Genomic DNA, 11,401 nt, shown 5'->3' on the forward strand with positions numbered 1-11,401 from the left:
TGGCTACTTGGCACCTTTCAAGTATGAACAGGAACTTGCCAAGGCAGCGTAAAAAAGTGTCCGGAAAACTCTTGCCAGATCACAGCATTTGCAAAGGGCAATTGCCTTTTACTGGCTGACATGCGTAAGCGCACGACAAACCCTACACGGACGCATCATAAAAAAGGCTTTACCTGTTCTTCTAATGACATCGTTCTTTTCATTGTCGGCATATACAACTATGCCAGAACACAGGAACCAGCCATGAATGTTTCAAATATCGATAAAGCGGTAGCTCTCCTGAACAGCATTGAAACCGGTGATGCGGAGGCGATCAAGTATGTCGACCCAGACCAGTACACCCAGCACAACCTTGCCGTTGCCAATGGACTGAAAGGGTTTGGCGAACTCCTACAGGCACTGCCTGAGAACACAGCCAGAGTGAATGTTGTACGCGCTTTCTGTGATGGGGATTATGTCGTTTGCCATGTGGATTACAACTTCTTTGGCCCCAAGGTCGGGTTCGATATTTTCCGTTTTGAGAACGGTTTGATTGTCGAACACTGGGATAACCTGACAGAAAAAGCCTCAGCTAAAAATCCCAGCGGCCACACACAAATTGATGGTTCTACTGAGATTATCGATAGAGAGAAAACGGCTGAAAACAAACAACGCGCCGCCAGCTTTATTGAAACGATTTTAATCGGTGGACATTTAGATAAAATTACTGACTATATAAATCCCGGCGCTTCCAATTATATACAGCACAGTTCAGTGATGGGAGATGGCATTGAAAACCTGCAAGCGGCTATTGAACAGATGGCTCAGCAGGGGTCTCCGATGACGTATACAAAAAACCATAAGGTGTTAGGCGAGGGGAACTTCACCCTCGGCGTCAGCGAAGGCGAGTTCGCAGGTAATCATGTCGCCTATTATGACCTGCTGCGCCTTGATAATAATATGATTGTTGAACATTGGGGAGCTATCGAGACGATTCCGCCTGAGTCCGAGTGGAAGAATTCGAATGGCAAGTTTGGGAACCTTTGATACAACATAGTTCCAACGTAACCTGACAGTTACTGACATTCAAAAAAATGCCTGTCAGATCAATATTCAGTCCGTGCATTCAGTTGTCCAGATTGATTTGTCCTCCCCGTTCCAAAACTAACGACGCCTCTGTTCCAGCAGAGGCTATATATTTGCGTTCTATAATCTGTACTGTGATGAGATTTTCTTGTCAGAAACATCATTCACCTAATGATCCCCATTGAGACGCACTACAATCCACTATAAGCTCGTATGCCAGTACTGAATGATAACTACCATTCAGAATCCCTTCCTGTTTTCCACTTTTTCATAACAACTCAGCGGAGTCAAGCGCTATAAAAAAGGATTTAACGCAATGATAAAGCCCGCTGTCAGTTTTAGCCTTTGCTTGCTTTTCGCATCGTTTGACAGCCTATCCGAATTGATAGAAATCGATGACACTTCTCTCAACCAGATAGAAATCGCACAATTTCCCAGCTCAGCAAGCAACACTTCTGATTGTTCTCAAGGAACGCTATCCTCTACAGATTTTTCATTGAGTCAGGATCCGTGGAACCAGGAAATGAGCATCGCATCGTCTGCAAATACGTTAGATTCTGTACAACCTCAACCAGACTTACCACAACCAGCCGCTGCATATGAAAACCGGCCCCAATATGACCTTGGCCCTATCAAACCCATTTCGGTAGAGGTCATGCCGGGAGCAATCGCTACTCCACAACTCAACCAGCAGATACAAATTCCATGAGACACTCACCAGAAGCAACAGAAGGGCTGTAAGCCCCCGGCCCAATCAAGTCAGGACGTCTTTGACTTCACTATTGCTATATCCTGTTGAGCATGATTTTTATTACACTTCGTCGCCTGTGCCACAGGCATGATTTGTCATCTATGGAAAACAATCCTTTAAACCCTACGCTATGCCATACAACAACAGCCCTGTTGCTTGCCGGTGGCCAATCCAGCAGGATGGGATGCAATAAAGCCCATATTGCGATTAACGACCAGCCGCTCTGGCAATACATGCTGTCCCTGCTGAATGAAACCCACTTCCGGGAGGTAATCATCAGCGGCCCCGAGGGACTACCGGATATTATCCCGGGTAAAGGCCCAATCAGCGGCTTACATACCTGCTTGAGCAAAATTCCTGACAATGGACACACGCAGGCGGTGTTGATACTCCCTGTTGATATGCCACTTATCACGTCTGAATTACTTGTCCAGTTAGTCGATCAAGGTCAGAGCCTCAAAACCCCCTTACATTACGACAACTATCAACTTCCGCTGTATCTGCCTATCACTGAGGCACTACGGAATTATACCGAAGCAGTTGTCCACGAGGCCGACAAACGGCATTATTCACTTCGACGACTGATCGCCCACCTGCACGGATCCACCATCCCCGTTCCGGACGACCAGGACTGGCGGTTCCGTAACGCCAACACCCCTGACGAGTGGCAGCACTGCCTGGCAGATGTCTGACCGCATTGACACTACAGACAAGTTCACACCATGGCACACAAACAGACCACTGACTTTGTTCCCCTGAATATTGCCGTCCTGACCGTTTCCGATACCCGCACCGAAGCAGACGACACCTCGGGTCAGCTGCTGGTCGATAAACTGACTGGTGCGGGCCACCTGCTGGCGGATAAAGTTATCGTCAAGGACGATCGCTACCAGATTCGTGAAGTAGTGTCCCGCTGGATTGCGTCTAACAACATCCAGGTGGCGCTGATCACCGGTGGTACCGGTTTTGCCGGCCGTGATGGCACACCGGAAGCCGTCCTGCCCCTGTTTGATAAAATCGTTGATGGCTATGGCGAGCTGTTCCGCCAGATTTCCTATGAGCAGATCAAAACCTCAACCATCCAGTCCCGTGCAGTAGCCGGTCTGGCCAACGGTACCGTGATTTTCACCATGCCCGGCTCTCCCAATGGCTGCAAAACCGCCTGGGAAGGTGTGATTGCCGACCAGCTCGACAGCCGCCACCGTCCCTGCAACTTTGTTGAGCAACTCAAGAAGCCTGCTGAGGTCGAGGCATGAGTACTCTGACGCATTTAAATGCCCAGGGAGAAGCTCACATGGTGGATGTCGGCGACAAAGCCGACACCCGACGTGAAGCCCGTGCCGAAGGCTATATTTACCTGCAGCCGGATACCCTGCGACTGATCAACGAGCAGGGTCTGAAGAAAGGTGACGTCCTCTCGGTTGCCCGTATTGCCGGTATTCAGGGCGCCAAGCAGTGTGGAAACCTTATTCCGCTCTGTCACCCATTGATGCTGACCCATATTTCGGTCGACTTCGAGCTACAACCCGAAGCCAACCGTATCCGGGTCGAATCCTGCTGCCGCCTGTCTGGCAAGACCGGTGTTGAAATGGAAGCACTGACCGCGGTTTCCGTCGCAACCCTCACCCTGTTCGACATGTGCAAGGCCGTCGATAAGACCATGCGCATTGAGGGCATCCGGGTACTGGAAAAATCCGGCGGACGCAGCGGCCACTTTATGGCAGACGACAATGAACAGCAGGCAGGCCAACCATGATCAAGGTGCTTTTCTTTGCCGGTTACCGTGAGCGGCTCGGGTGTGACGCACTGGAACTGAATACCGACGCCACCACCATCGCAGCGCTAAAAGCACAGCTGGCGGAACGGGGGGATCTCTGGCGTCAGCTCCTGCAGGATCGTAAGACCCATACCGCCATCAACCAGGCTATCGTGACGGATCCCGCCGCCGAGATTCACCCCGGCGACGAAGTGGCCTTCTTCCCGCCGGTAACCGGTGGCTGAAACACAGAGACAACGGAATCACACCATGCTCGACTACCAGCGCCATATCGCCGTACAGACAGACGACTTCGATCTGGCACACGAATACCAGTGCCTGCGCTCGCACAGCGCTACCGGCGCCATCGTCACTTTCTGCGGACTGGTTCGGGACATGAATGACGGGAAGGATGTCACCGGCCTGTTCCTGGAACACTATCCCGGCATGACCGAGAAAACCCTTGACTCCATTGCCGATGAGGCAGCTAAGCGCTGGCCGTTACAGGCCGTACGGGTGATTCACCGGGTTGGTCAGATGGCCTTGTGTGACCAGATTGTCTTTGTCGGTGTTGCCAGTGCTCACCGGGGAGCCGCGTTTGACGCCTGCGAATTTATCATGGACTTCCTGAAGTCCCGCGCCCCCTTCTGGAAACGGGAACAAACGACACAGGGTGAACACTGGGTGGAAGCCCGCACCTCCGATCAGGACGCCCTGGAGCGCTGGACATGAGAATCAGGCAACGGGGTATTGTCCTGTGTTTCCTGCTACTGACGCCATTCGCCTGCCTGGCGGGTGAGCTCAATGTGGCAGTGGCCTCTAACTTCCGGCCAGTGTTGGACGCACTCGCTGACCGGTTCCGGGCAGAGACGGGCAATACGATAAAGGTGTCGTCTGCTTCCACTGGTGTCCTGTACAGCCAGATAACCTACGGCGCCCCCTTCGATGTCTTTCTGTCTGCCGATGCACAGCGTCCGAAAATGCTCGAAGTGCAGGCACTGACAGAACCAGGCTCTCGCATTCCTTACGCTTATGGCCGACTGGTACTGTGGCACCGTGATAAAGCACCGGTAAACCTGCCTGCACTCCGTCAGTGGAAGGGTTATCTCGCCGTTGCCAACCCCGTGACCGCCCCCTATGGCAAAGCGGCTGATGACGTATTGAGGCACCTAGATCTACTGGATCAAAAGCGACCGCTGCTGATTACCGGCGCCAATATCCTGCAGGCCTACCAGTACGTAGCCAGTGGCAATGTGGCCTTGGGTTTTGTCGCTTATGCCCAACTGGTAACGGATGGCATCGATAAAGGCATTTATTTCGTGCCGGAAGAACTGTACGAACCGCTAAGACAGGAAGCCGTCATCCTGAAAGCCAGCCGACAGAAAGCACTGGCCAACGACTTTCTCATCTGGCTGCAATCACCGGATGTTCAGCGTTTCATTCATGAACAGGGTTATTACCCGGCACGTTCAGTGCAGGCACAACAAACAGACAGTCACGCGAAACAGGGATAAGCCGCCCAATGGAACCAATGGTGACAGCTGTACTGCTGACCCTGAAGCTGGCATTAGTGACAACAGTGCTGTTATTACTGGTTGGCATTCCGCTGGCCTGGTGGCTGTCGCGACTGACCCGTGGCTGGAAGCCCCTGATTGAAGCTATTGTCGCCCTTCCACTGGTTCTCCCTCCCACGGTATTGGGTTTTTACCTGCTGCTGGCTTTTGCACCACACAGTGGACTGGGACAACTCTGGCAACAACTGACCGGCAACCGGCTGGCTTTCAGCTTTTCTGCGCTGGTTATCGGCTCAGTCATTTACTCCCTGCCCTTTGTCGTACAACCACTCCAGCGTGCCTTTGAGCGTATTCCCGTTAATCTGTTGGAAGCAGCCACAATAATGGGGGCCAGTCCTGCTGACCGGTTCCTGTCCGTCGTCCTGCCGCTCAGTCGGAGTAGCATTGTGACAGCTGCCTGCATGGGATTTGCCCACACCATCGGAGAGTTTGGTGTGGTGCTGATGATTGGTGGCAATATACCTGGTGAAACCCGGGTCATTTCCATTGCTCTGTATGATTTGGTTGAAAGCCAACAATATGTCCAGGCCCATTGGCTGGCAGGCGGTCTGCTGGTCATATCACTGTTACTGCTGACACTGGTACAACTCTCCCACCGGATTTCTTCTCGACGGGAGGTCGCCAGAGCATGACGCTAAGCCTCGACATCCGGCTTGACCGCTCCGGGTTTCAACTGCATGTTGCGCACACGTTCCCACTCAACGGCATTACCGCCATCATGGGTCCCTCCGGCTGTGGCAAGACCACGCTGTTACGCACCATTGCGGGTCTGGAAATGCCGGACAGCGGTTCAATACGGATGGGCGACACGACCTGGCTGGAAGACTCGACACTCCGCACCGAGCCACAAAATCGCCGGCTGGGCTACGTCTTTCAGGAAACCAGCCTGTTTCCCCACCTGAGCGTGGCCGCCAACCTCGATTATGCCCGCAAGCGTGCACACAGTAAAAACGACAGCATTAGTCTGAACCATGTGATTGACTGGTGCGGCATTGCCCCCCTGTTGAAACAAAAACCGGATCAACTGTCCGGTGGCCAGCGACAACGTGTGGCTATTGCCCGAGCTATTCTGTCGGCACCGGAGCTGCTACTGATGGATGAACCCCTGGCTTCCCTGGACCGGTCAGCCAAACGGGAGCTATTGCCATACATCCGCACGATTCACCGGCACTTTTCCATCCCAATCATCGTCGTCAGTCACTCACAGGACGAAGTCGCCCGGCTGGCCGACAACACCGTACTGATGGATAACGGCAGGATCATCGCCTGTGGGCAAACGACCGAACTGTTCAGCCAACTGGATAACACCCTTGCCGATGAGGATGCCCTGGCGGTTCTGGAAACAACGGTCTCAGGGCAGGAAACGGATTATCCGGCAACACACTTGCAGGCCGATGGCCAACAGATCACCGTTTCTCACCTGTCAGCCCCGCGGGGCACCATCACCCGTCTGCTGGTACCGGCATCAGAAGTGAGTATCATGCGGGAGTCCGTAGCCGACTGCAGTATCCAGAACCGGCTGTTGACCCGCATCGACGGCGTCAAACCTGCAGGCGACGGCCACATGCTGCTGCGCCTGCCCCTTGAGCAACAGGCACTGCTGGCATTGATTACCCGGCAATCCTTTGACCGGATGGCGCTGAAACAGGGTGAATCGGTGTATGCCTGTTTCAAGGCAGCCGGCCTGCAGGTACTGAATCCATGAACGTTTATTGCATGACCGCTTTTATCGGTAAGGAGCCCATTGATGTCTGACTGTTGCAGCGCACCCGGCCTGATGGCGGTGGAAGAAGGACTGGCCCGTATGCGTCAGGTCATTCGCCCTGTGGAAGCAGAGGAAGCGGTTGCACTGACGAAAGCACTGGACAGGGTGCTCGCGGTTGATATTGTCTCGCCACTCAATGTGCCTTCCTGTGACAATTCCGCCATGGACGGTTATGCCCTCAGGGCGGTAGATCTTGCGGCCGGTTCACCACTACCGGTTGCCGGTAAATCCTTTGCGGGCCATCCCTTTGATGGTGAATGCCCGCAGGGTCACTGTATCCGGATCATGACCGGGGCAAGCATTCCCGCCGGTACCGACACTGTCATCATGCAGGAACAAACCGAGCAGACGGACACTGGCATCCGCTTCCTGACCGATAGCCAACCCGGAAACAATATCCGGAAAGCCGGCGAAGATATTCGGGAAGGACACACCGTATTATCTGTCTGTCGTCGTTTACTTCCCCAGGATATTGGCCTGCTAGCATCACTAGGCATTGCCCAAGTGAAGGTTCTTCGAAAATTAAAAGTCGCCATATTCTCAACCGGGGATGAGTTGCGTCAGCCGGGTGAGACCCTGAACCCTGGCGATATATATGACAGCAATCGTCACACTGTCCGCGCCATGCTGCAGCGTCTGGGCGTTGATGTACTGGATCTGGGCTGCATCCCGGATGACTGTGATCAGCTGCGCGAAGCGTTTTTAACCGCAGACCGGGAGGCCGATGCGGTGATCACTTCTGGCGGCGTTTCTGTCGGCGAAGCGGATTACACCAAAACCATTCTGGATGAACTGGGCAAGACTGAATTCTGGAAACTGGCGATCAAGCCCGGCAAACCCTTCGCCTTCGGTACTCTGCCCAACAGCCTGTTCTTTGGCCTGCCGGGCAATCCCGTCTCTGCAACCGTAACCTTTGACCTCCTGGTAACCCCGATGCTTCATAAAATGATGGGCACACGTTCATCAGCTCCCCGGCAACTGCAGATCCGTAGCCGGGAAACCCTGAAAAAGCGTGAGGGACGTCGAGAGTATCTGCGGGGCATGCTGCATACGGGCAGTGATGGTGTCATGGAAGTCTCAACCACGGGACGCCAGGGATCAGGCATACTCACCTCCATGAGCCAGGCGGACTGTTATATCGTCTTTCCGGAAGATCAGACGCTGATCAAACAAGGCGACAATGTCACTGTGCAGCTCTTTGATGCCACGCTTGCCTAGCCACCCTTGACCACCAGCCGGGCTGAACCATAAATGAGGCATCCAGGTTCAGTCGGCTTCCCCACTGAAGACTCACATCCCCCAGGCTACTATGCCAAAGAACAGGCAGATCACTGAAGTATCAGGATAGTGATTTAAAAGGTTAACTTCGTTTTGCAGGATTCAATCACAGGGAAAAGAGCGTTTGATTGGATGCTGCTCAAGTCGCTCTTGCAACGATGGCCATCCAAACAACCCTTAAGAATATCATCTCACTTCCGTTTTCTGCGCTGCTCATCACGTAAAGGTTTTTTCAGCACATTAAGGGTCAGCTTTTTTTCTGCACAAGATTGTTGCCCGTCAGTGTCTTTCATTATGAGTCGTGTTTTTGTGACACCTTCGTTCAGGTTTCGTTCATGATTCGTTCATATTTCACAACCTATGATCCCGCTGCTTCTGCAGATCCCGCGGCAATCCCCCTGTATGCCTGATAATGGCCACGCCATCGTTGCGTGCCTTTTTCAGGCTATACGGAATACATAACTCAAATAGCCTGACCTGATCTGCAGTGCCTTTCGTACCTAATCACCAAACACCTGATAGACGTTGTACAGGGAACTACGATTATGGATTTGCGGCATCACATCCTCCCGCTGGGTCTTGCTTCTCTCACCGTATCAACCGGATTAATCGCTGCAGGCCTGCCTGCCGATCCACCGGAAGATGTCCCGAAACCGTATGTAGAACCCTACACAGACAACACATCAGCCCGCCCGCTAGACACCATTAATCACGCCAGTAATACGCTCCACACCACCCACTTTAATGACCTCTATGTTTTCGGCGACAGCCTCTCGGATAACGGCAACTTCGCCAATGAGGAAAAGCCGGATACCCAGGCACGGTTTACGGATGGCTATACCGCCGTCGAACTGTTCGGCCAGGAGATGGGGCTTGAGCTGACAGCCTCCGACAGTGGGGGTAATAATTTCGCCGTAGGTGGTAATACCTCCACCGAAATGCTGGCTTCCATTACCGGTGACAGTACTCTCACGGAAGCCAACAGCAAAAGAAACAGCTGTGAATCAGGGCAATACCTTGATCAATACGGCACTTGCCATGACAGCCTGAGCAAACGACTCAGTGATAATGGTGAAAGCCTGAACGGTGATGCCCTCTACTTCGTCTTTGCCGGTGGCAATGATTATCTGCAGAACATTGCAAGCGGCGGAGCGGAAACCTCAGAAGTGGGCGCAAACGTCGTTGCAGCGGCCGAGGCACTGACCGACATGGGTGCCGAATACATCGTGGCGATCAATGTACCGGATATCTCTTCCGTCCCCGGTGTCCACATTCCGACGCAGGCGCTTATCGGCCTGATTGCCGATGAACATCAACAAATCGGTGCGCTGGTTAAATTCATCGGCCAGGAGAACGGCCGGCTCGTCACCAGTCAAATTGAAAAAATCGTCAACGACCGGGTCGGCGACCGGTTCCCGGATGCCGGCAAAAAAATCGCGGCCATCGCATCAGAAGAGCAGGAAAAACTGATCCAGCTCGGCGAGGTGATCAGCACAGAAAACCCGGCGCTGGGAAAAGTGCTCAGCGGAATCACTGAAAAGGAATGGCCGGTGATCGCCGACCTGCTCGCCCGGCAAAACCCGGAACTGGTGGAAAAGCTGCAGAAACGCCCCTTGAAGTGGGTCAAGGATGTGAATACCGAACTGAATCAGCAGGTAGTCGCCAGTAACGCCAATATCATCCTGCTGGACATGAATACTTTATTTCAGGAAGTGATGGCGGATCCACGCAGTTTTGGTTTTGACCTGGATCCTGATAACGTATCCAGTACGACGGAAAAACTGGAAAACCGACAGGCATCAGAGGGCGTCCCAACGCTATATACCAATTATGATCAGCTGTTCTGGGACCTGATTCACCCCACCAGCGGCATGCAGGCGATTTCTGCCGACTATATGCTGTCCGTATTTAACTCGGCACCGGAAATCAGCCAACTGACGGAAATGGGGCTGCGACAATCTCAATCCCTGGTCGAAAACATCCGGCACCAGCTCGATTGGTTCAGCCGTCATTCCGTCGCCGGTGAAAACCAGCTCTACATCAACGGCACCCCACACCAGGGAAGAATTAAAACCGGGCTGGACAGCACCGTGGATACCCGGGACAACACGTTCAGCATCGGCGTTAACCATCGCGTCACTGACCACTGGGCAGTCGGCGGCGTGCTCTCCCGTGGTGACAGCACCCTGGAGGTAAGCAAGTCAAAGTACCAGATGACCAGTACCCATCTTAACGGCCTGCTGCACTATCAGCAGGGGAATGGGTATGCCACCGTCAATGCCGGATACAGCTGGCTGGACTATGACAGCTTGAAGCGCCGGTTTAACCTTGGCAGCACCATGCAACGTACTGAAAAAGGGGATTCCTCAGGCAATGCCTGGACCCTGGGTACCGAGCTTGGCTATCGCCTGACGGTAAACGACAACTTGAGTATCACACCGAAGGCGAGCCTGGACTATTACCGGGTCGATGTGGAGGGTTACTCGGAAAGAAGCGGCGGCACCGTGACATCCAGCAGCCTGATTTTAAGTGATATGCAGCGTACATCACTGCTGGCCAGTCTGGGGACTGCTGCAGATTATGTCACCGGGAACCACCGTTTCACGGCAGAACTGAGTTACCTGAAAGACCTGAAGAAAAGCGACGATACCCTTGAGATGGCACTCGGCACCATCGCGGACAACACGTTCTATTTACCGGTGCCCGAGCATCAGCAGGAAGCCTTGAAAATACAGGCTGGCTATCACCATTACTTTGATAATGCTATTCAGCTCAGTGTTAATTATCAAATTTATCGGGATTTCGACTACGGCACATCCCGGGCAATTGAGTTAACGGCGGGGTACGCCTTCTAACCCCCCCTTATAAAAACGGGCTGCACTACAGTAGTCCGTTTTTTTGATGAGTAGTGTATACACACAATCTCTCATCAGAAAATTATCGCTGACTACCAGTTAGTTCGACGAAAACCAAAAGTTTATCCTCAACTATCCAGCTCACGTGACACTACACTAACTATCAAAAAAAATCATTTTTTATTTTTTTCACTATACTTCACTGTGTTTTTTATGTGACCGTAGACACAATGACCGCCTCTGGCATGAAGGAGGGTGTTATGCGTACTAAAAGATTTACCTGATTACCACTGTGGCTCAGCCAGCTTGAGAAGCCTTGCTGGCATGGGGCAGGTTCGCGCAGCCATGTAACCCAGC

Annotated in this window: 12 protein-coding genes; all 12 read left to right on the forward strand. The window is 52.9% G+C overall.

Annotated features, from left to right (window positions below; translation table 11 throughout):
* Nucleotides 1-243: 243 nt before the first annotated feature.
* The 12 genes from ABD892_RS13875 to ABD892_RS13930 all read left to right on the forward strand — a co-directional run bounded on the left by ABD892_RS13875 (nt 244) and on the right by ABD892_RS13930 (nt 11,044).
* Nucleotides 244-1,026, forward strand: coding sequence for a nuclear transport factor 2 family protein (locus ABD892_RS13875; protein WP_345196397.1), 783 nt, complete (start codon nt 244-246; stop codon nt 1,024-1,026).
* Nucleotides 1,027-1,381: 355 nt separating this feature from the next.
* Entirely contained in the window at nt 1,382-1,774 is a 393-nt protein-coding gene (locus ABD892_RS13880) for a hypothetical protein (RefSeq protein ID WP_345196399.1), read from the forward strand.
* A 143-nt stretch (nt 1,775-1,917) separates the two neighbouring features.
* Nucleotides 1,918-2,508, forward strand: coding sequence for a molybdenum cofactor guanylyltransferase (mobA, locus tag ABD892_RS13885; protein WP_345196400.1), 591 nt, complete (start codon nt 1,918-1,920; stop codon nt 2,506-2,508).
* A gap of 30 nt (nt 2,509-2,538) precedes the next feature.
* The gene (moaB, locus tag ABD892_RS13890; protein WP_345196401.1) at nt 2,539-3,072 is read left to right on the forward strand and encodes a molybdenum cofactor biosynthesis protein B; all 534 of its coding nucleotides are present in this window, start codon (nt 2,539-2,541) and stop codon (nt 3,070-3,072) included.
* Nucleotides 3,069-3,572 carry a cyclic pyranopterin monophosphate synthase MoaC gene (moaC, locus tag ABD892_RS13895; protein ID WP_345196403.1) on the forward strand — a complete coding sequence of 168 codons (504 nt, stop codon included), beginning with the start codon at nt 3,069-3,071 and terminating at the stop codon, nt 3,570-3,572. Before moaB ends, moaC begins: the two co-directional genes overlap by 4 nt.
* Nucleotides 3,569-3,817: a molybdopterin converting factor subunit 1 gene (gene moaD / locus ABD892_RS13900; RefSeq protein WP_345196405.1), complete on the forward strand. Its 249-nt coding sequence runs from the start codon at nt 3,569-3,571 to the stop codon at nt 3,815-3,817. The genes moaC and moaD overlap by 4 nt, the downstream gene beginning before the upstream one ends.
* 25 nt (nt 3,818-3,842) lie before the next feature.
* Nucleotides 3,843-4,304 carry a molybdopterin synthase catalytic subunit MoaE gene (gene moaE / locus ABD892_RS13905; RefSeq protein ID WP_345196406.1) on the forward strand — a complete coding sequence of 154 codons (462 nt, stop codon included), beginning with the start codon at nt 3,843-3,845 and terminating at the stop codon, nt 4,302-4,304.
* The gene (gene modA / locus ABD892_RS13910; RefSeq protein WP_345196408.1) at nt 4,301-5,086 is read left to right on the forward strand and encodes a molybdate ABC transporter substrate-binding protein; all 786 of its coding nucleotides are present in this window, start codon (nt 4,301-4,303) and stop codon (nt 5,084-5,086) included. Before moaE ends, modA begins: the two co-directional genes overlap by 4 nt.
* 8 nt (nt 5,087-5,094) lie before the next feature.
* Nucleotides 5,095-5,778 (forward strand): molybdate ABC transporter permease subunit, encoded by a 684-nt coding sequence (gene modB, locus ABD892_RS13915; protein WP_345196410.1) that lies wholly within the window; start codon nt 5,095-5,097, stop codon nt 5,776-5,778.
* Nucleotides 5,775-6,851, forward strand: a complete 1,077-nt coding sequence (gene modC, locus ABD892_RS13920) for a molybdenum ABC transporter ATP-binding protein (protein WP_345196411.1) — start codon at nt 5,775-5,777, stop codon at nt 6,849-6,851. Before modB ends, modC begins: the two co-directional genes overlap by 4 nt.
* A 42-nt stretch (nt 6,852-6,893) precedes the next feature.
* Complete coding sequence (gene moeA / locus ABD892_RS13925) at nt 6,894-8,129, forward strand: molybdopterin molybdotransferase MoeA (protein ID WP_345196413.1); 1,236 nt, start codon at nt 6,894-6,896, stop codon at nt 8,127-8,129.
* Between the two features lie 605 nt (nt 8,130-8,734).
* A complete protein-coding gene (locus ABD892_RS13930) occupies nt 8,735-11,044 on the forward strand; it encodes an autotransporter domain-containing protein (RefSeq protein ID WP_345196414.1) in 2,310 nt (769 codons plus the stop codon).
* Nucleotides 11,045-11,401 lie beyond the last annotated feature (357 nt).

The sequence above is a fragment of the Kistimonas scapharcae genome (assembly GCF_039540975.1).
In the GTDB taxonomy this organism is placed as follows: domain Bacteria; phylum Pseudomonadota; class Gammaproteobacteria; order Pseudomonadales; family Endozoicomonadaceae; genus Kistimonas; species Kistimonas scapharcae.

Bases quoted from the DNA above. Each gene is read 5' to 3' on its own strand.
- modB (WP_345196410.1), top strand. From the start codon at position 5,095: ATGGAACCAATGGTGACAGCTGTACTGCTGACCCTGAAGCTGGCATTA.
- ABD892_RS13880 (WP_345196399.1), top strand. From the start codon at position 1,382: ATGATAAAGCCCGCTGTCAGTTTTAGCCTTTGCTTGCTTTTCGCATCG.
- modA (WP_345196408.1), top strand. From the start codon at position 4,301: ATGAGAATCAGGCAACGGGGTATTGTCCTGTGTTTCCTGCTACTGACG.
- moaE (WP_345196406.1), top strand. From the start codon at position 3,843: ATGCTCGACTACCAGCGCCATATCGCCGTACAGACAGACGACTTCGAT.
- moaD (WP_345196405.1), top strand. From the start codon at position 3,569: ATGATCAAGGTGCTTTTCTTTGCCGGTTACCGTGAGCGGCTCGGGTGT.
- mobA (WP_345196400.1), top strand. From the start codon at position 1,918: ATGGAAAACAATCCTTTAAACCCTACGCTATGCCATACAACAACAGCC.
- moeA (WP_345196413.1), top strand. From the start codon at position 6,894: ATGTCTGACTGTTGCAGCGCACCCGGCCTGATGGCGGTGGAAGAAGGA.
- moaC (WP_345196403.1), top strand. From the start codon at position 3,069: ATGAGTACTCTGACGCATTTAAATGCCCAGGGAGAAGCTCACATGGTG.
- moaB (WP_345196401.1), top strand. From the start codon at position 2,539: ATGGCACACAAACAGACCACTGACTTTGTTCCCCTGAATATTGCCGTC.
- ABD892_RS13930 (WP_345196414.1), top strand. From the start codon at position 8,735: ATGGATTTGCGGCATCACATCCTCCCGCTGGGTCTTGCTTCTCTCACC.
- ABD892_RS13875 (WP_345196397.1), top strand. From the start codon at position 244: ATGAATGTTTCAAATATCGATAAAGCGGTAGCTCTCCTGAACAGCATT.
- modC (WP_345196411.1), top strand. From the start codon at position 5,775: ATGACGCTAAGCCTCGACATCCGGCTTGACCGCTCCGGGTTTCAACTG.